Raw genomic sequence first — 17,701 nt, 5'->3', positions numbered from 1 at the left:
GTGGCTTACTCCTCGCCGTGTTAGCCACACCTTATTGAGGGGAGGGATCCCCAAAGGGGCGGTGCGGGGACCGCCGGCGGGCTATGCTGTGAAAGAATTGCAACATTCTGAGCGTTTTCTCAGGATGTTGTGTGTGATGTTCAAGCGAGGTGATGTAGTGGCACATTATGACCTGTATCGGAGTTTAGGGTTAAGCTCCACCGAATCCAGTGACTCTCTGCGGGCTGCGATTGATGCGATGTTGGCGTCCGGGACGTACCCGAATAAGGGCGGCAAGGCCGAGCTGGACATCGCCCGCGAGGTGCTGGGTAACGACCGTAAACGTACAATGTACGACGCCAAACTCTCCGACCCCCAGGCCTCCGACGTGACCGTGCGGGACTTGAAGAAGCTGGCTGAGATGCCCACGCCGGGTAGCGGCTCCAGTGCAGAGGCAAGCTCCAGCACGGACACTGGCGAGATTCCCGTCGTGACGCCGCGGAATCAGAAGCCGCAGCCGGAACCGCCACAGTATCGGCAGGCTCCGCCTACATTGCAGCAGCCGGACCCGCAGCAGGGCTACGGCTATGGTGCGCAGCAGGGTTACCAGGCGCAGTATCAGCAGCCTCAAGAGCAGCCGAAGAAGAAAAAGGGCGGGCTGATCGCCGCAATTCTTCTGGTGACGTTGCTGGCGCTCGGTGGCGCGGGGACGGCAGTGTACTTCTTCGTGCTCTCCCCGGAGTGGAAGGGCACGCAGCAGGAACTGAAGGAAGCGTTCCCCAAGCTGGTGAGTGAGCGTCAGAACGCGAAGGGCTGGCATGGGCTGAAGTGCCAAGGTGCGGATCCTGACAGGGATCAGACCGGCAAGATCCTGTGCGGAGATAAGGACACGGTCTTGAGCGTGGTCCAGTTCGATTCCGCGCAAGACCGGGAGAAGTACCTGCCGACCGAGGATGTTGAGACCCTGGACAACGGCAAGTGCACAGCGAAGTCCGCGGAAGTGCAGGGAAACTCCAAGCCCACATATGCCGTGTGGCCGACGGACCAGAATGATCTGGCGCTGTTGATCACCGGAAACGACGCAGAGACGCTGCGACTGCAGCTGCCTTTGTGTAAGTAAGCATCTGCGTAAATAGGTATCACGCTTCACACATCATCTACGTTAACCACAGCACGTGCGCTTATCGCAGTATCTTCGCTAAGCGCACCATGTATAAACATTCACGCCACGAGGAATGAAAGAGATAAGGACAAGCCACACATGACTACTCCTTCTGATGACAATGTGCAGGGCTCGGGGGCTGCTGATCCACAGCAGACTCCGGGTCAGCAGCAGTCGCCACAGCCGCCTGAGCAGCAGGGTTACCAGCAGTATGGTCAGCCACCGCAGGGCTACCAGCAGCCGTACGGTCAGGCTCCGCAGCAAGGCTTCCAGCAACAGTATGGTCAGCAGCCGCAGCAGAGCTTCCAACAACAGGGTTTCCAGCAACCGCAGCAGCAGTATGGTCAAGCTCCACAGGGCTTCCAGCAGCAGCCGTATGGTCAGCAACCTCAGCAAGGTTTCCAGCAACAGGGCCCCAATGCCTTTGACCAGGCCTCTCAGCAAGCGGCAAAACTAAGCGCCGGCCTGAGTTCGGTACCCCTGCAGACCTGGGGTTTCCTTCCATTGCTGGTCGGAACCATTATTTTTTCGATTCTGCACTTTTTTACATGGATTGAAGTGATCGTAACTGAAGATCACGAAAAATCTCGCGTGTCTTTCAACGGCTTGGGTGCAGCGTCGTTTCTTCAAAAGAACCTATTGGAGACTCAGTGGATAACAAGTCTCATAGCAATCCTTGTTCCGCTTTCTGCAGTGATTATTTTGCTGTGTGCTAGTTTTTTGTTTACGTCCGTAGAAAAGCAAAAACTCGCAGGGTTCCTTGCTCTCGTTGGTTCTATGCTTGGCTTGTACTGGACTACTTTAGGGGCGTTGGCTCTTAAGGCTTCCTTTGGTAATCTTGAAGAATTTGTAGATGTTATAAGTGTAATAACTGGTGATGATCTTGGTTCGATTTCAGCTGACAAAGTTGTGAGTGTTACTGGAGTCTACTGGTTTGCTGTTGTTATTGCTGTAGCTCTCTTCGCCCTGAGTGTGTTTCTTTTTGTCCGGGTCACGAAGGAAGATCATTCGTCGAGTAGTCAAGCGCCTGCGCAGCCCATGACGTCGTGGACTCAGCCTGATAGTGCACAATCCGTTCAGCAATGGGGATCTCAACCAGATTCCTCTGCTCCCGGTCAGAATTAGGAAGAGAGGAAACAGGAAACATGTCGACTCCACAACAACCATTCCAGCCCAATGGTCAGTTCTCTCAGGGGCAGGCGCCCAACGGGCAAGCGCTATATGGGCAGTCTGGGTTTGCGCAGCCTCAGTATACGCAACCTGGCTTCGGCCAAACTCCCTACGGGCAAGCCCCCTTTAATGCGCCTAATGGTCAGATGTCATCGGCGGGTGCAAGGGAAAAGATCTCCGCAATGTCCAATAAGCAGCTCTATGCTGTGTCTATGGCGTTCGTCGTGCTTGTACTCTGGGGGCTGAGATTCCTCACATGGGTCAAGGTTGTCGATGAGACTCAATCGGGAATGCTGTTTAAGGGAAATGGTGCCTTACAATATGTTAGTTCAGTGGCTGGCGGAAAATCTGCCAATATTCCCGTTAAGCCTCTCGGTATTTACACCACAGCTCTCTTGCTGGTGATGATTCTTTCCGTCATCTTATGCTTTTTCGATGTGCATTTTAAGCGCGCCGTCCGCTTGGGGGCGGTCGCTATCATTGCGTATCTGGTGGTGAGTTCGTTCCTGTATATTCTGACATGGCGGGCGTTATCGGATCCTGATATTCCCAAGATTGTTCCAGGTGTTGGATTGATATTTACATGGATCTTCCTGGCGTTGATTATCGGAGGTTATTTCTACTTTCTCCGTCCCGGACTGAGCGGAGCGTCGCAGGGACAGTCTGCCGCATGGACACAAGCTCCTCAGCAGAATCAATACCCCGGCTGGGCGCCAGCTCCACAGCCTCAGCAGCCTCAGATGAACGCGGCTCCTGCCGCCGCAGAGACGGAAGTGAACAGCTCCTGGCCATCTCAGAACCAGGCCGCACAGAACCCTGCGGCATCTGAGTCTGGTGTCGAGGCAGAGGCACTGGCAGAGACATCGGAAGCCGTACAGGGCAACACTGCTGCAGATTCCAGCGACGACGATGCCAATCCATGGGCTTCCCTGGAGGACGACTCCGAGGAAGACAACAACAAGAACCCGTGGGCATAGCCACTAGAGGACACAACTTCTAGGAATACACAAGCTACACAGAAGAAGGGCCTCCCCGAACTATCCGGGGAGGCCCTCCTTCGTGTTGTTTGTGCTTTCTGTGCTGGCAGCATTGGCCGCTCAACGCGCAGCGACCAGAACAGCCGCCACCAGCCCTAGAACTTCGAGAAGCGGCGGATCAAACCCTCTTCCAAAGCCTGCCAGCCCTTGGCCTCCTCATCGAAAGGAGCCGAAGGAGTAGTGGAGGACGGGGAACCCAGCATGTAGGCCAAGTAGTTCTGCAACCGTGGGTAGGCCAGCAGCACCTTGTTCACACCATCGTCCTGCGCCCAGTCAGCCGCATCCGCGAGCAGCTCGTATGCACGGGACAGCTGATCGGTGTCCACCTCGTCCACGTTCTTGCCAATGTCCTGGCGCAGCCCGGTGAACGCATACTGGTTCGTATCGTGGACCTTGATCTCCAGCTCGCCCGCATTAGCCGCGGTAACCAGGTCCCCCCATGTGGCGAGTTCCTCAAGGTCGTGCTGCGGGGCGTCGATGATCCAACGGACAAGGGAGCGGGAGTTCGGGAAGGTGAAGATCTCCCCGTTGTGGCCCAGGAACACAGGTCGGTTGCCCACGTAGGTGCGCAGAGTGTAGACGTATTGGCCATTGAGGCTCACGCGGATAGGGTCGATGCCGGATTGGGCCCACAGGGTGGAATCATAAGGATCCGTGGCTTCCGCCTGCTTCTCCTTGTCCTTGTTTGCCTTCTCCGCAGCGGCAGCTGCCTTCGCCTCCCGATCCGTTTTAACCTGATCCAGTTGCGCCTGCGCCGCCCGCACAGCCTCCTCAGAGACCTCCGGCGTGGTGAGGAACGGCACAACCTCGGCGGTCATGCTCTTCCAGCGGTCCAGCACGGTGCGGCCCACGCCCGTCCATTCCTCAAGGCCGTTGCTGGAGGCGTAGTGCTCTGCACCACGGCGGGTGTTGTGCAGGATAGAGAAGGAGTGGAACCAGTTGTTAATGCTGCTGATGCCCAGCACGTTGCCGAAGGAGGCCAGCAGGTCGAAGCCTTGGGTGACCTTCAGGGTGGAGTCGTATCCCGGGCGCTTCGCCAATTCGCGAGGCAGCTCCACAAGGGACACGGTGGTGAACTTCTCCGGAGACAGGTTTTCCACCAGCTTCCGCGAGAAGTCTTTCCACTTCGCGTGCTCGGCAAGATCATTGCGGCCGCCCGCATTGAGGTAGCCCAAAAGCTGCGCCGGGGATTCGAAGGCGTAAATGTGGTCATCATCACCCAGGAAGGCTTGCCAGCTTTCTCCCCGGACGATCCATTGAGGAGCCCACAGCGTGTACCAGGTTCCGCTGGTGAGCTCCATTTCGAGTGCAACGATTCTGTTGCCGAATGACCTCTTATTTTTGTCTACTGCCATAAGTTCAAAGTTTACCTGGTTCGGCTACGTATCTTGCTGCAGGCCGTCCTTTCTGCGCAATGCGTCCGTCAATACCGGGGGAACGGTGGCGGGTTGCTCGCCTAAGAATTGGGCCACCAGGTACTCCCGTTTCTCCGGTGTGCTGACAATTCGGGCGAGTCCTCCCTGGTGCCGCCCGTGTGACCTGTGGTTGTTGTTCATGTGTTTCCTTTCCTTAAAGCTTCTGTGAGCCGTGAATTACTGTGCCGTGAATTACTGTGCAGCAGGCCGATAAAACCCCTTGAAATTCATGCCCATGTTTGTTTCCCGGATGGGGCTGATCTGGATGGGATCGCCGGCCTCAATGAAATGCCCGCTGTCCACCACCATCGCAACGTGCCCATCCCACACTGCCAGGTCCCCAGGCTGGACCTGTCCGCGGGGGATCGCCGGCCCGACGGCTTGGGCATCTGCGGTGCGCGGGATGTCCACTCCCGCCTGCGCATAGGCCCAGTGCGTGAGCCCGCTGCAGTCCATGCCCACCCCGGGCGTGTTCCCGCCCCACTGATACGGTGTGCCTAGCGCACTCTTGGCTGCAGCCACCGCCGCCTGTGCTTTCAACGACGCCCCACCGTGTGCCGCTTCAGCCACCCCACCGTGCGCGGCCGTCGCGCTCATCGACGCAGATGCCGCCGGATCCCTGCTCCGCGCCGCCGCCTCGCCCACCGTGGGGATGTCCACAGCCGCCACTCTGTTAGCCAAGTGATCCAGCTCAGCATGCAGCTGCTGCAGCCGCACCTCCGCCCGGGCATAATGCTCCTGAGCAATCGGCACGAGCACCGCCATCAGCGCTGCGGGGTGTGCTCCCGCCGGGGAGGACACCACGCACGCCGCCGCGGCCTGCATCAGCCGCGCCCCACACTCCTGCGCCAGCCGCGTGATGTCCACGATCGCCGCCTGCACGGCGCCACGAGCCTGTTCACCCAGCGCGTCCAAAAGCTCCCCGGCAGCGCACGCCTGCATTAACTGCTGCGCATCGCGCTGCGTAGCTCGCGCCACCGTCTCAGCGGCCATACCCGTCAGCCCATCAGAAGCCATGCGCTGCACGTCCTGCGCCAGCTGCTGTACATCGCCATCGCCGGGAATGACGGCGCGCAGCGGCGTCGATAAAGGTTGCGGGATCGCCGCAAGCAGAGGTTCCACCAGGTGCGTCAACATGGGCGGATCATCCTAGGGCGGCCAGTGCGGTGGCATGGGTGACGTCGTGCACAGACGTGGCCGCGGACAACGACCGCAAACCCTGCGCGGCGGCCGAATAATGCTCGCCCAGATCCCTCAATGCGGCATGGTGACGCTCGTACGCCCTGGTCAGTGCCGTCACAAACCTCGACGCCTGAGGTATCGCAACCACCTCAGCGTGCGGACGTGTTGAACTTCTCAACGCCTCGGCCACCTGCTCCGCGCGGGCCGCCGCCGAATCCACCACAGACTGATCGATAGAAAACTCACTCATGCCTTTGTTAGACTCCCGCGGCGCCGAAAAGGTTCACGGAAAGGCGAAACTTTTTCCAGAAACTTTTGTGATACGCCTTCTCACACCTTCTTCGGGCACAGCAGTGTGAGGCCGTGTGGGTAGGATGAGGAACCATGGACATTCACGTCATCACACACCCTCTGGTGGCCTCCCGCCTCACGCTCATGCGCGACAAGCGCAGCGATAACGCCGCCTTCCGTGCCGCGCTCAAAGACCTGGGCGCGATGCTGATCTACGAGGCGGCCGCGGACCTGGCTGTGGACACATTCCCCGTCGACACACCCGTCGCCACCGCCAGCGGCACCCGCCTGAACACACCGCCGATCATCGTGCCCGTCATCCGCGCCGGGCTGGGCATGGTCGATCCCGCCCTCTCCATGATCCCCGACGCCCAGGTGGGCTTCATCGGCCTCGCCCGCGACGAACACACCCACGAGCCCGTCCCGTACCTCGAGGCGCTGCCGGAGGACTTAAGCGGCCAGCCGGTCTTCCTCGTCGACCCGATGCTGGCCACGGGGGGCTCCCTGCTGCATGCGATCCGTCTGCTGGTTCAACGTGGCGCCGACGATATCACCTGCATCTGCATGGTCTCGGCGCAGCCAGGGGTGGACGCGCTGACGAACTCCGGCTTGCCCGTCAAAAAATTGGTCACCGCCACCATTGATCCGTCTCTGGACGACGCCGCCTACATCGTTCCCGGTTTAGGCGACGCCGGCGATCGTCTCTACGGCCCACGCAACATCGACCTGGACAGCCTCACCTAAGCGCAGCGGCCAGCTTCTCCAGCAGGGCTTCCACATCCTGCGCCTGGTCAGCAGGGCCGTGCACCTCCAGGTAGAACTTCACCTTCGGCTCCGTGCCGGAGGCCCGGCAGATCACGCGCGCGTGCAGCTCACCGGCCCTGCCGGTGAGCTTCACACCGTAGTCAGTCTGCTCCGCCTCTAACTCCACTCCCGCCAGGGTCGCTGGAGGCTGCGTGCGGAACTCCTCCGCGGTGGCGGCGGCCTGTTCCGCCGAGTCGTAGCGCACAGAGACCTGCGTGGTGCGGAACGCGCCATAGGTCGCCTCTAGATCGGACAGCTCATCCGTGAGGCTTCGCCCCTGGCCCTTCAACTCCGCAGCCCAGACCGCCGTCACCAAGGCCGTGGCGATCCCGTCCTTATCCGCCACCAAATCCGGGAAAGGACACGTGCCCAGCGCCTCTTCGTACGCGAAGGCCAGCTCTCCCGGGCGCTCCTCGGCCGCCTTGGACAGGTACTTAAAACCGGTCAGCGTCTCCTGGTAATCCCAACCGCGATCCTCAGCCAACACAGACAGCAGTTGAGAACTCACCACGGTGGTCGCCACCACCGGGGCAGCCTCGGCGTCAGCATGCACATACTCCTCCAGAACATGCGCAGCGAGCAACGGGCCCGTCTGGTCGCCACGGAACATGCGCCGTGGGATACCGACCGCGCAGCGGTCGGCGTCGGGATCCAAGGCAATCAACAGATCCGCGTCACACTGCTTACCCAGCTCTAGCAGCAGATCGGTCGCCCCCGGCTCCTCCGGATTGGGGAAATCCACGGTGGGGAACTCAGGATCGGGCCAGCGCTGCTGCGTCACCGCGTGAATATCCGAAAAACCAGCCTGGCGCAGCGCAGCCTCCAGCGTGGAACCACCCACGCCATGCATCGGCGTGTAGGCGATACGCAGGTCCCGGCGCAGCTGCGCCTTATCCAAATTGCCGTTCGCCACCTTGCTGCACAACGCATTGACATAGCCCGTGACCACGGATTTATCCACGGAAATGACATCCACCCGCGGGATCTCCGGCGCGGCGGGCTGGCGTGCAATGTGCTCCTCGATCTCCCGATCCGCTGGGGAAATCAGCTGAGAACCGCCGGCCAGGTACAGCTTGTAGCCGTTATCGCCCGCGGGGTTGTGGGAGGCCGTGATCTGCACGCCCGCATCCAGCCCACGGTCGCGCACCAGCCACGCCAGCACCGGGGTAGGGGCCGGCTCGCCGATCAAGGTGACCTCGTAGCCCGCGCCGGCGAAGACCTGCGCGGTGGCCAGGGCCATGGAGCTGGAGCCATAGCGGGCGTCGTACCCCACGGCGACTCGCTTGTTGTCACCCAGCCAGCTGGCCACACCAGCCGTGGCGCGCGTGACCGTGGACACGTTCATCTGATCAGGGCCCGGGCCTACGGACGCGCGCAGGCCGGCGGTGCCGAAGCGCAGAGCAGGGGAGTCCGTCGAAGTAGTGGACGTGGGGTGGGAAGAGTTCACGAAAAAATCATCGCCTTAAAACAAGTGTGTGAGAGTTCGAAAGAGTTCGACAGAGTTGGCCAGAGAGCGCGACTGACCGGCTTCTACAGGCTGGCCACCAGCTGCGCCAGCAGGCCGCCCATGTCCTCGGCGGCATCCTTGCCGGCCTGGAGCACCTCTTCATGGTTTAGTGCCTCGCCGGTCATGCCTGCGGCAAGGTTCGTGACCAGGGAAATGCCCAGGACGTCCATGCCGGCCTCGCGGCTGGCGATGGTCTCATAGACCGTGGACATGCCCACCAGCCCGGCGCCCAGGGTGCGCAGCATGTGGATCTCCGCCGGGGTTTCGTACTGTGGTCCGGGCATCATGGCGTACACGGCCTGGCGCATGCCGGGGCGCATCTGGGTCATGGTCTCCCGCAGCTCGGGCGAATACGCGTCCACCAGGTTCACGAAGCGCGCGCCCACCAAGGGCGTTTTGGCGGTGAAGTTAATGTGGTCAGAGATCAACACCGCTTCGCCTACGCGCATGCCGTCGATCAGCCCGCCGGCGGCATTGGTGAGCACCACGCGCTTCGCGCCTGCCGCCGCGGCCGTGCGCACGGCGTGGACGGAGCGCCACAGCTCGTGTCCTTCATAGGGGTGGGTACGGCCCAGCAGAACCAGCACGCGCTGGGACCCGATCGTCGCCAGACGCAGGGTTCCCCCGTGTCCCTCGGCAGTGGGCGGCAGGAAACCGGGGAACTCCGCCATGGGGAACTCCTGGACGTCGGCGCCGCGCAGCAGGATATCGGCGGCGGGCTTCCAGCCGGATCCCAGCACAATGGCCAGGTCAACGGCCTCGTAGCCGGATTTGTCCATGATCTGCGCGGCCGCCTGAGAAGCCTGCTCATAAGGGTCAAAGGTCGTACTCATGTTTCCCACGCTACCGCAGGGCGCTACGATAGGGGTCTACGTCTTGGGAAGGAAGTGCAGTGAGCGCCCTATCAGTTTCAGCCTTTGTCACTGAATGGTTAGCTAATCACGAGCCGAAGGTCATCGAGTGGCGCCGGCATCTGCACCGCAACCCTGAACTATCCCACCACGAGACGCAGACCACCCAGTTCATCGTGGAGACGTTGTCCGCTGCGGGGCTCGATCCCGTGGTCCTGCCGCACAAGGGGGTGCGGGTGGACGTGGGCCCTGCCACGGGGCCGATCATTGCTTTCCGCGGGGATATCGACGCCCTCCCCGTCTTCGAAGAAACCGGACTAGAGTTCGCCTCGCAGAAACCCGGTGTGATGCATGCGTGTGGTCACGATATGCATACCGCGATTGTGTTGGCGTTGGCGGTGGCGTTGGCGCAGTTTACCCAGTGCTATGGGGCGGATGCCCTGGGCGTGCGCGTGCGCTGTATTTTCCAGCCTGCCGAGGAGGTCATGGACGGTGGTGCGGTGGACGCCATCGCCTCGGGCGTGCTGGAGGGCGTGACCCAGATCTTCGCGGTGCACTGTGAGCCGAAGCTGCGCACGGGAGAGATCGGCGTGCGCACCGGCGCTATTACCTCTGCCTCCGACGTGGTGGAGATCGTGCTGCGCGGCCACGGTGGGCACACCTCCCGTCCGCACATGACCGCGGACCTGGGCTATGCCGCAGGCTTGCTGCTTACGCAACTTCCGGGCATGGTGGGTCGCACGGTGGATCCCCGCAGCGGAACCGTGGTGGCGTTCGGCTCCATCAATGGTGGAAAGACGTTCAACGCCATTCCGCGGGAGATCCGCCTGCTGGGTACAGTGCGGACGATGCAGACCTCTGTGTGGCGGAAGTCCGAGGACATGATCCGCTCCCTGGTGGAACAGATTGTGGCCCCCACCGGCGCAGATGTGGAGGTCATCTACACCAAAGGCGTGCCACCGGTGAACAACAGTGATGTGGCCACCGCCCTGCTGGCGCAAGCGGTGAACCAGATTGATCCTCTGGCCTTGAAGGAAGCATCCCAGTCCAGTGGCGGTGAGGACTTCAGCTGGTACCTGGAGGAAGTATCCGGCTCCATGGCGCGCTTGGGCTGCTGGGACGGCACGGGGGAGCACCGGCCGGATCTGCACCAGCCGGATATTGTCTTCGATGAGCGCGCCCTGTCCATCGGCGTGCGCCTGTTCGCCTCCACGCTGGATCAGTGCGTGTCGGGGCTGAGTATCAGCGACGCCTAATGCGCTCGTGCGCAAAGCGCATCGCAGATTCGGTCAGGTCGCTACCGATTTCCTTACGGATCGCCCGCCGCTTTATCTGGTTGAGTTTCTGCTCCGCCTTGAAGGCCTGGAGGCGTTGGCGTTCCAGCTGGCGGGGGCTCGGGGCATGCCATGAGGCGGGGCCAACGTTCAGCATGTAGAGCAAGATAAATGCCGTGGGGATCAGAAACAGCCACAAGAAGCTCCCCGCAACACTCGTCAAGACCAGCGACCCCACGGTGGTGAGCGCCAGCAATCCCGCTTTAGTTTTGTGCCCCGAGTTGCTGGCTCGCTCCAGATCGGCCGCGGAGTACATCGGCATCAGTGCTGAGTCTTTGGTGAGCGCGGGAAGATCAGTGAAGAGGTGGTCCAGTTCCTGCTGGGTGCGAGCCTCGGTGGCAGAGCTGATACGCTCGTCGTATTCCTGCAGGTCAAGCCTACCTTCGGCGAAGTGAGATCCCAGGGCTTCGATGGCGGTGGTCCGCTCCGCGTCGGAAATGCGAACGTGGGAATGGGCTCCATGTGCCGTGGGGTGAGAAGCGCTGTCGCCGGGATTGATCATGAATCCACTATATATCCAGAGCTTTTTGAGGGCTACCCCTCAAACTTACTCAAGCCAACCTAAGCCCAGTCAAACGTCCGCTGCACCGCCTTGGTCCATTGCGCAAACTCCGCATCGCGCACTTCGGGGCTGATGTCCGGAGAATACGTGCACTTCTCCTGCCACAGATCCCAGATGGCGTCCAGGCTGGGGAAGAAGCCCACGGCCAACCCGGCTGCGAAGGCCGCGCCCAGCGCGGTGGTTTCGGAGACCTTCGGCACAGTCACGGGCACGCCCAGCTGGTTGGCCTGGATCTGCATGAGCAAAGTGTTTTCCACCATGCCGCCATCCACCTTCAGAGCTTTGAGTGGCACGCCGGAGTCCTTGTTCATCGCCTCCACAACCTCGCGGGTTTGAAACGCGGTGGATTCCAGCGCCGCTCGCGCCAGGTGCGCCTTCGTGACGTAGCGCGTGAGCCCCGTGATCACGCCGCGGGCCTCGGGCCGCCAGTGCGGGGCCAGCAACCCGGTGAACGCCGGCACGATGTAGCAGCCGCCGTTATCCTCCACGGAGCGGGCGAGCGGCTCGATGTCGCGCGCCTGGTTGAAGAACCCCAGGTTGTCCCGCAGCCACTGAACCAGGGACCCGGTCACCGCGATGGACCCTTCTAGCGCATACACGGCCGGCTGCTGGCCGATCCGGTAGGCCACCGTGGTCAGCAGCCCGTGCTCGGAGAACTGCGGGGTGGTGCCTGTGTTGAGCAGCAGGAAGTTGCCGGTGCCGTAGGTGTTTTTCGCCTCGCCGGGCCGGTGGCAGGCCTGCCCGAAGCTGGCGGCTTGCTGATCCCCCAGGATGCCCGCGATGGGCACGCCGTGCAGCGGCCCCTTGCGCTGGACACGGGCCACCACCTCAGAGGAGCTCACGATCTCGGGAAGCATCGCGCGGGGAATGTCCAGAATGTCCAGCAGTTCCTGGTCCCAGTCCAGCGTCTCCAGGTTCATCAGCATGGTGCGGGACGCGTTCGTCACATCCGTGATGTGGACGTACCGTTTATTCTTGCGCGCCAAATCCCACACCAGCCACGTGTCGATGGTGCCGAACACCAGCTCGCCACGTTCTGCCCGTTCCTGAGCTCCCTCGACGTGGTCCAAAATCCAGCGGATCTTCGGACCTGCGAAATATGTCGACGCCGGCAGTCCCGTCTTCCGGCGAAACGTCTTCTTCTGCTCCTCGGTCAGACGGTTGATGATCGGATCCGTGCGGGTGTCCTGCCACACGATGGCGTTGTAGATGGGCCGGCCGGTCTCCCGCTCCCACACGATGGTGGTTTCGCGTTGGTTGGTGATGCCCAGCGCGGCGATGTCGTGGGTGGTGATGTCCGCTTGGGCCGCGGAGTCCGCCAGCACGCGCCGTACATTCTTGCGGATCTCCTCGGGGTCGTGTTCCAGCCACCCGGGGTGGGGGAGGATCTGCCGGTGTTCCAGCTGGGAGCTGGTGACGATCTCGCCGTGGGCGTTGAACACGATCGATCGGGTGGAGGTGGTGCCTTGGTCGATCGCCATGACGTATCCACGGCGGCCGGTGGTCCATCGTGCGAATTGCTCGCTGAGCTGGTTAGCCAGGTTGTCCATGGGGTCCTGAGCCTAGTCCGACAGGATCTCAAGCATGGCGAAGTTCTTCGTCACGCCGGTCCCTGCGGTCACGCTGAGGTTGGTGACCACACCGGACTTGTGTGCCTTCACGGCGTTTTCCATCTTCATGGCCTCCAGGACCAGCAGGATGTCACCCTCGGCAACGGTTTGGCCTTCCTCGACATCCACCTTGATGACCGTGCCCTGCATCGGTGCTGCCACGGTATCGCCGGTGATGGCGATGGATCCGCTGGCGGAGCGTCGGCGCACGGCGCGCTGCACGCCACCCTGGCCCGCGACCAGCTCGCCGGGCACTTTCACCTCAACGCGCTTGCCGTTGACTTCCACAACGATGAGTTCGGGTGGCAGCGCGGAGGCGTCGGCGCTGTCCTCCTCAGACACGTCATCCGCAGCCTCCAGCTGGTTGTCCCACTCCTCTTCGATCCAGCGGGTGTAGACCTTGTAGGTGCCGTCCTCGGCAGCGAAGGCCGGGTCTTGCAAGATCGCCTGGTGGAACGGGATGACCGTCGGAAGGCCCTCCACGTCGAACTCGCTGAGCGCGCGCAGGGAGCGGCGGATGGCTTCCTCGCGGGTCGCGCCCGTGACAATCAGCTTGGCCAGCATGGAATCAAACTGGCCGCCGATCAGGGCGCCTTCCTCGATGCCGGAGTCCACACGCACGCCAGGGCCCGCAGGCTCGCGGTAGGTGGTGATGCGTCCCGGTGCCGGCATAAAGTTGTTCGCCGCATCCTCGCCGTTAATGCGGAACTCGATGGCGTGGCCCCGGATCTCCGGGTCGTCGGTGAGCCGCAGAGCCTCGCCCTCGGCGATGCGGAACTGCTCGCGCACCAGGTCCAGGCCCGTGACCTGCTCGGTCACGGGGTGCTCCACCTGCAGGCGCGTGTTGACCTCCAGGAAGGAGATCAACCCATCGGACGCCACCAGGTACTCCACCGTGCCCGCCCCGTAGTAGCCAGCCTCCCGGCAGATAGCCTTCGCGGACTCGTAGATGCGCGCATTTTGCTCCTCGCTCAAAAACGGCGCCGGAGCCTCTTCCACCAGCTTCTGGAAACGGCGCTGCAGCGAGCAATCACGCGTGGACCCCACCACAATATTGCCGTGCTTATCCGCCAGAATCTGCGCCTCCACGTGGCGCGCCTTATCCAGGTAGCGCTCCACAAAACACTCGCCACGGCCGAACGCGGTGATGGCCTCACGGGTAGCGGACTCAAACAGGTCCGGAATCTCCTCCATCGTGTAGGCCACCTTCATGCCGCGGCCACCGCCACCGAAGGACGCCTTAATAGCCACCGGCAGCCCGTGCTCCTCTGCGAACGCCACTACGTCCTCCGCGGTGGACACGGGATCCTCCGTACCCGGAGCCATCGGCGCATTGACCTTCTTCGCAATATTGCGCGCGGTGACCTTGTCACCCAGAAGCCGGATGGACTCCGGTGATGGCCCAATCCAGATCAGGCCGGCGTCGGTCACAGCCTGCGCGAACTCCGCATTCTCGGACAGGAATCCGTAGCCGGGGTGCACTGCGTCGGCACCCGTGGACGTGGCCGCGTGGATGATCTTGTCCATGTCCAGGTAGGACTCGGCGGACGTCTGGCCACCCAGCGCGAAGGCCTCGTCGGCCATGCGTACGAACGGCGCGTCCGCGTCCGGCTCTGCATACACTGCAACGCTGGTGATATTCTCGTCGCGTGCAGCGCGAATCACTCGTACAGCAATCTCGCCCCTGTTGGCGATGAGTACCTTGGTGATCTTCCGTGCCTGCTCCGTCACGTGCTCTCCTCCAGCCTGTTGTGCCAGCCTCTAACCGCAGCTTTAGTGTCAGCGTCTAGTGTCCAATTCAACTTTCTGACGTTACACGTTCTTTATCGAAAAGGGTGGATGAATTGCTACATCGCTGTGTCATTCCTGGCCAGCGCCACGCTCGATCGGCACGCGCATCATGTTGCCCCACTCAATCCACGAGCCGTCGTACACACGCACGTCCTTCCACCCCAGCAGATGCTTCAGAATGAACCAGTGCTGCGCGGCCCGCCCGCCGTCCACGCAATACACCACGGTGGTCTTGTTCGGGTCCAGGTGCTCATGAATCCTCTTCAGATGCTCCGTGGTGGCGAAGCGGGAGTTTGGCAGCAGGCACGCATTCGTGTCCAGGTTGATCGCGCCGGGAATGTGGCCCGTGCGGGCGGTCGGGATGCCCCCGGTGCCGATCGCCCCGCGGCCCTGCTCCTGCCCGGCGAAGTCCTCCGGCTCGCGCAGGTCGATGATTTGAATGTCATCCAGACGTTCGCGCAACTCGTCGACGAAGATGCGATCTGCGGCGTCGTCCCTCTGATTGACCGAATAGGTCGACGCCGGCAGCGTGGGCACGGAGTAGGAGATTTCCCGTTCCTCCTGCATCCACGCGTCACGGCCGCCGTCGAGCAGGCGCACGTCTGGATGGCCGAATAGCTCGAAGATCCACAGGGTGTAAATGGCCCACAGATTCGCGTGATTGCCATAAATAACCACGGTGTCCGAACGGGAGATTCCTTTTTCCTCCATCATGGCCGTGAAATCAGTTATGCCGATCACATCACGGTGAATCTGATCGGACAGTTCCTGCTTCCAATTCAGGCGGATAGCCGTGGGGATGTGGCCAATGTCATAGAGCATCGAATCCTCGTTACTCTCGATGACTTTTAAGCCCGGCGTGCCCAGCTTCGCCCCCAGCCACGCGTTCGTGACCAGCTTGTTTGCGTTCGCGTACTGTGCGAGGTGTGGGCTGGGGTCGGCTTCGATTCCCATGATGAACCGCCTTCCTGTGCAGTGGATGCCTCATAGTGTAGTGCGTGACACAGTTTGTGCGGAAATAGTAGAGGTTAAACCGGATTACAATTGGATAGTAGAGGAACGGGTACCACCGATCCTGCTCACCAGAAAGGCATATGCAGTGCACAAGAATATTGTTGTTTTTGAAGTTCAGGGTGGAAACGACAAAGGGGAAGACGGTCACCGCAGGGACACCATGCCCATCGTCAACGCAATCCGCGACAAAGGGTGGGGCGCCGAGGTTGTCTACTTCGATCCAGACAAGGCTGACGAAATCTACGCCGACGTCGCCGAGACCTACGACGGCTACATCTCCCGCGTGAACCCCGGCCACATCCCCGGCGGCGAGAAGGTGTACTTCGAGATGCTCACTAAGCTCTCCGAGGAGGCCGGCCTGGTGGGCATGTCCACCCCAGAGGAAATGATGGCCTACGGCGCCAAGGACGCTCTGGTGAAGCTGAACTCCACGGACCTGGTGCCGTCGGACACGGTGGCATACTACAAGGTGGACGAACTCCACAAGACGTTCCCCACCTCCCTGTCCTACGGCGAGCGTGTGCTGAAGCAGAACCGCGGATCCACCGGCTCCGGCATCTGGCGCGTGCAACTGGAAGATAAGGAACTGGCGCAGAGCATCGAGCCGGGCACGGAGCTTCCACTGGACACCAAGCTCAAGTGCACCGAGGCCGTGGACAACCACACGGAAATCCGCGAGCTGGGCGACTTCATGACCTTCTGCGAGCAGTACATCGTGGGCGACAACGGCATGCTGGTGGACATGCGCTTCATGCCCCGCATCGTGGAGGGCGAGATCCGCATCCTCATGGTGGGCCCACACCCTGTGTTCGTGGTGCACAAGAAGCCAGCCGAGGGTGGCGACAACTTCTCCGCCACCCTGTTCTCCGGCGCGAAGTACACCTACGACAAGCCGGAAGCCTGGCAGGAGCTGGTGGACATGTTCGCCGACGTGCGCCCCGTCATCGCCGAGAAGCTGGGCGGCGACAACATCCCGCTGATCTGGACGGCGGACTTCATGTTGGACACCGCAGAGGATGGCTCGGATACCTACGTGTTGGGCGAAATCAACTGCTCTTGCGTGGGCTTCACCTCTGAGCTGGACATGGGCATCCAGGAACTGGTCGCCGAGGAAGCCATCAAGCGCTGCGAGCAGGCGAAGGGAGCCTAGCGGTTCCAGAACTGGCTGACGTTATAGCCGAACACCGTCAGGCCCCGGCGTAGCACCGGCAAGGACAGCCCGATCACGCTGGACGGGTCCCCCTCGATCCGGTCGATAAACCATCCGCCGAGGGCCTCCAGGGTGAACGCCCCGGCGCAGCCGAAGGGCTCGCCGGTGGCGGCGTAGGCCGCGATGTCCTCGTCGGTTGCCTGGGCGAACTGGATTCGGGTGCGGGATACCTCAGTGAACACCACTGACTCGGCCATCATCGCGTGACCCGTGATCAGCTCTGCGGTCCGCCCTCGCTGGTTGCGCCAGCGTCGGATGGTTTCTTCCTCCGTATGCGGCTTGCCCTGCAACTCCCCGTCGATGAGCAGCATCGAATCAGCGCCGACGATCACCAGACCTTCGGGGAGTTCTTCTGCCTCATAAGTCTGCGCCACCGACCGCGCCTTCGCCGTGGCCAGGGCGCGGACCACGTCCTCGGGGGAGGGGTTGTGCAGGGCCGCGACCACCGCATCCTCGTCAACCCCGCTGGGAGCCACCTCCGGCTCCACCCCGGCGCTGCGCAGAATAGACAGCCGTGACGCGGACGTGCTCGCCAGCACCAGACGGGGAGATGTTCCTGCCATAATGAGCCTTTCCCCTTTAGCGGCGGGGGAGCGGCGGATTGCGGAACCCCAGAGGGTTATCGGTCAGACCCGTCGCACCCCACAGGCCCCGGGTATCCGGCTTCGCTGTGCGCGCGGCCTCAGCTTCCTGAGCCATAGCATCCAGCACCGTCTCCAGAGCGTGGTGCTCCGTGGGGTCCAGTTCACCCTTCACGATCGTGTACTTGCCCATGTCCCGGC

Annotated in this window: 18 protein-coding genes; 6 read left to right on the top strand and 12 right to left on the bottom strand. The window is 61.8% G+C overall.

Annotated elements, in window-relative coordinates; all coding sequences use genetic code 11:
- The first annotated feature begins 157 nt into the window (after positions 1 to 157).
- The 3 genes from IAU67_RS07640 to IAU67_RS07630 all read left to right on the top strand — a co-directional run bounded on the left by IAU67_RS07640 (position 158) and on the right by IAU67_RS07630 (position 3,288).
- On the top strand, positions 158 to 1,099 hold the full coding sequence (locus tag IAU67_RS07640; protein ID WP_151842080.1) for a hypothetical protein: 942 nt from the start codon (positions 158 to 160) through the stop codon (positions 1,097 to 1,099).
- A 141-nt stretch (positions 1,100 to 1,240) separates the two neighbouring features.
- Positions 1,241 to 2,266, top strand: coding sequence for a hypothetical protein (locus IAU67_RS07635; RefSeq protein WP_187767884.1), 1,026 nt, complete (start codon positions 1,241 to 1,243; stop codon positions 2,264 to 2,266).
- Positions 2,267 to 2,286: 20 nt separating this feature from the next.
- Positions 2,287 to 3,288 carry a hypothetical protein gene (locus IAU67_RS07630; protein ID WP_151842079.1) on the top strand — a complete coding sequence of 334 codons (1,002 nt, stop codon included), beginning with the start codon at positions 2,287 to 2,289 and terminating at the stop codon, positions 3,286 to 3,288.
- Positions 3,289 to 3,443: 155 nt separating this feature from the next.
- Here IAU67_RS07630 and IAU67_RS07625 read toward each other — a convergent pair whose 3' ends face one another.
- The 4 genes from IAU67_RS07625 to IAU67_RS07610 are packed head-to-tail and all read right to left on the bottom strand — an operon-like array spanning position 3,444 to position 6,195.
- Positions 3,444 to 4,703, bottom strand: a complete 1,260-nt coding sequence (locus IAU67_RS07625; protein ID WP_151842078.1) for a hypothetical protein — start codon at positions 4,701 to 4,703, stop codon at positions 3,444 to 3,446.
- Positions 4,704 to 4,727: 24 nt separating this feature from the next.
- Positions 4,728 to 4,904 (bottom strand): hypothetical protein, encoded by a 177-nt coding sequence (locus IAU67_RS07620; protein WP_187767883.1) that lies wholly within the window; start codon positions 4,902 to 4,904, stop codon positions 4,728 to 4,730.
- Positions 4,905 to 4,955: 51 nt separating this feature from the next.
- Entirely contained in the window at positions 4,956 to 5,900 is a 945-nt protein-coding gene (locus IAU67_RS07615) for a C40 family peptidase (protein WP_223111903.1), read from the bottom strand.
- Positions 5,901 to 5,907: 7 nt separating this feature from the next.
- Entirely contained in the window at positions 5,908 to 6,195 is a 288-nt protein-coding gene (locus IAU67_RS07610; RefSeq protein WP_151842077.1) for a hypothetical protein, read from the bottom strand.
- A gap of 134 nt (positions 6,196 to 6,329) precedes the next feature.
- Here IAU67_RS07610 and upp point away from each other — a divergent pair, with 134 nt between their 5' ends.
- Complete coding sequence (gene upp, locus IAU67_RS07605) at positions 6,330 to 6,980, top strand: uracil phosphoribosyltransferase (protein WP_151842076.1); 651 nt, start codon at positions 6,330 to 6,332, stop codon at positions 6,978 to 6,980.
- On the opposite strand, the gene IAU67_RS07600 is transcribed toward upp, so the two are convergent.
- Together IAU67_RS07600 and IAU67_RS07595 are read right to left on the bottom strand one after the other, a co-directional pair.
- Positions 6,973 to 8,385, bottom strand: coding sequence for a phospho-sugar mutase (locus tag IAU67_RS07600; RefSeq protein WP_244960851.1), 1,413 nt, complete (start codon positions 8,383 to 8,385; stop codon positions 6,973 to 6,975). The two genes, upp and IAU67_RS07600, sit on opposite strands and share 8 nt — an antisense overlap.
- A 185-nt stretch (positions 8,386 to 8,570) precedes the next feature.
- Positions 8,571 to 9,380 carry a purine-nucleoside phosphorylase gene (locus IAU67_RS07595; protein WP_151842075.1) on the bottom strand — a complete coding sequence of 270 codons (810 nt, stop codon included), beginning with the start codon at positions 9,378 to 9,380 and terminating at the stop codon, positions 8,571 to 8,573.
- Positions 9,381 to 9,439: 59 nt separating this feature from the next.
- Between IAU67_RS07595 and IAU67_RS07590 the strand changes: the two genes are divergently transcribed.
- Complete coding sequence (locus tag IAU67_RS07590; RefSeq protein ID WP_151842074.1) at positions 9,440 to 10,654, top strand: amidohydrolase; 1,215 nt, start codon at positions 9,440 to 9,442, stop codon at positions 10,652 to 10,654.
- On the opposite strand, the gene IAU67_RS07585 is transcribed toward IAU67_RS07590, so the two are convergent.
- The 4 genes from IAU67_RS07585 to IAU67_RS07570 all read right to left on the bottom strand — a co-directional run bounded on the left by IAU67_RS07585 (position 10,641) and on the right by IAU67_RS07570 (position 15,649).
- Positions 10,641 to 11,234, bottom strand: coding sequence for a DUF1707 SHOCT-like domain-containing protein (locus IAU67_RS07585; RefSeq protein ID WP_151842073.1), 594 nt, complete (start codon positions 11,232 to 11,234; stop codon positions 10,641 to 10,643). The genes IAU67_RS07590 and IAU67_RS07585 overlap by 14 nt on opposite strands.
- Before the next feature lie 59 nt (positions 11,235 to 11,293).
- Positions 11,294 to 12,844: a glycerol kinase GlpK gene (gene glpK / locus IAU67_RS07580; RefSeq protein ID WP_151842072.1), complete on the bottom strand. Its 1,551-nt coding sequence runs from the start codon at positions 12,842 to 12,844 to the stop codon at positions 11,294 to 11,296.
- Positions 12,845 to 12,856: 12 nt separating this feature from the next.
- Entirely contained in the window at positions 12,857 to 14,635 is a 1,779-nt protein-coding gene (locus IAU67_RS07575; RefSeq protein WP_151842071.1) for an acetyl/propionyl/methylcrotonyl-CoA carboxylase subunit alpha, read from the bottom strand.
- Between the two features lie 129 nt (positions 14,636 to 14,764).
- Positions 14,765 to 15,649, bottom strand: a complete 885-nt coding sequence (locus IAU67_RS07570) for a sulfurtransferase (protein WP_151842070.1) — start codon at positions 15,647 to 15,649, stop codon at positions 14,765 to 14,767.
- Positions 15,650 to 15,794: 145 nt separating this feature from the next.
- Here IAU67_RS07570 and IAU67_RS07565 point away from each other — a divergent pair, with 145 nt between their 5' ends.
- Entirely contained in the window at positions 15,795 to 16,859 is a 1,065-nt protein-coding gene (locus tag IAU67_RS07565; protein WP_151842069.1) for a Cj0069 family protein, read from the top strand.
- Here IAU67_RS07565 and IAU67_RS07560 read toward each other — a convergent pair.
- A complete protein-coding gene (locus IAU67_RS07560) occupies positions 16,856 to 17,482 on the bottom strand; it encodes a Maf family protein (RefSeq protein ID WP_151842068.1) in 627 nt (208 codons plus the stop codon). The genes IAU67_RS07565 and IAU67_RS07560 overlap by 4 nt on opposite strands.
- 16 nt (positions 17,483 to 17,498) lie before the next feature.
- Positions 17,499 to 17,693 (bottom strand): acyl-CoA carboxylase epsilon subunit, encoded by a 195-nt coding sequence (locus IAU67_RS07555; RefSeq protein ID WP_151842067.1) that lies wholly within the window; start codon positions 17,691 to 17,693, stop codon positions 17,499 to 17,501.
- Positions 17,694 to 17,701 lie beyond the last annotated feature (8 nt).

The organism is Corynebacterium zhongnanshanii, assembly GCF_014490575.1.
GTDB classification, from domain to species: domain Bacteria; phylum Actinomycetota; class Actinomycetes; order Mycobacteriales; family Mycobacteriaceae; genus Corynebacterium; species Corynebacterium zhongnanshanii.
The sequence above is the reverse complement of the archived record's forward strand: the minus strand, read 5'-3'. Positions and strand labels throughout refer to the sequence as shown.

Excerpts from the sequence above, each read along its gene's own strand:
- IAU67_RS07610 (WP_151842077.1), bottom strand. The coding sequence starts at position 6,195 with ATGAGTGAGTTTTCTATCGATCAGTCTGTGGTGGATTCGGCGGCGGCC.
- upp (WP_151842076.1), top strand. The coding sequence starts at position 6,330 with ATGGACATTCACGTCATCACACACCCTCTGGTGGCCTCCCGCCTCACG.
- IAU67_RS07555 (WP_151842067.1), bottom strand. The coding sequence starts at position 17,693 with ATGGGCAAGTACACGATCGTGAAGGGTGAACTGGACCCCACGGAGCAC.
- IAU67_RS07630 (WP_151842079.1), top strand. The coding sequence starts at position 2,287 with ATGTCGACTCCACAACAACCATTCCAGCCCAATGGTCAGTTCTCTCAG.
- IAU67_RS07615 (WP_223111903.1), bottom strand. The coding sequence starts at position 5,900 with ATGTTGACGCACCTGGTGGAACCTCTGCTTGCGGCGATCCCGCAACCT.
- IAU67_RS07570 (WP_151842070.1), bottom strand. The coding sequence starts at position 15,649 with ATGGGAATCGAAGCCGACCCCAGCCCACACCTCGCACAGTACGCGAAC.
- IAU67_RS07620 (WP_187767883.1), bottom strand. The coding sequence starts at position 4,904 with ATGAACAACAACCACAGGTCACACGGGCGGCACCAGGGAGGACTCGCC.
- IAU67_RS07635 (WP_187767884.1), top strand. The coding sequence starts at position 1,241 with ATGACTACTCCTTCTGATGACAATGTGCAGGGCTCGGGGGCTGCTGAT.
- IAU67_RS07600 (WP_244960851.1), bottom strand. The coding sequence starts at position 8,385 with ATGAACGTGTCCACGGTCACGCGCGCCACGGCTGGTGTGGCCAGCTGG.
- IAU67_RS07560 (WP_151842068.1), bottom strand. The coding sequence starts at position 17,482 with ATGGCAGGAACATCTCCCCGTCTGGTGCTGGCGAGCACGTCCGCGTCA.
- glpK (WP_151842072.1), bottom strand. The coding sequence starts at position 12,844 with ATGGACAACCTGGCTAACCAGCTCAGCGAGCAATTCGCACGATGGACC.
- IAU67_RS07595 (WP_151842075.1), bottom strand. The coding sequence starts at position 9,380 with ATGAGTACGACCTTTGACCCTTATGAGCAGGCTTCTCAGGCGGCCGCG.
- IAU67_RS07585 (WP_151842073.1), bottom strand. The coding sequence starts at position 11,234 with ATGATCAATCCCGGCGACAGCGCTTCTCACCCCACGGCACATGGAGCC.
- IAU67_RS07625 (WP_151842078.1), bottom strand. The coding sequence starts at position 4,703 with ATGGCAGTAGACAAAAATAAGAGGTCATTCGGCAACAGAATCGTTGCA.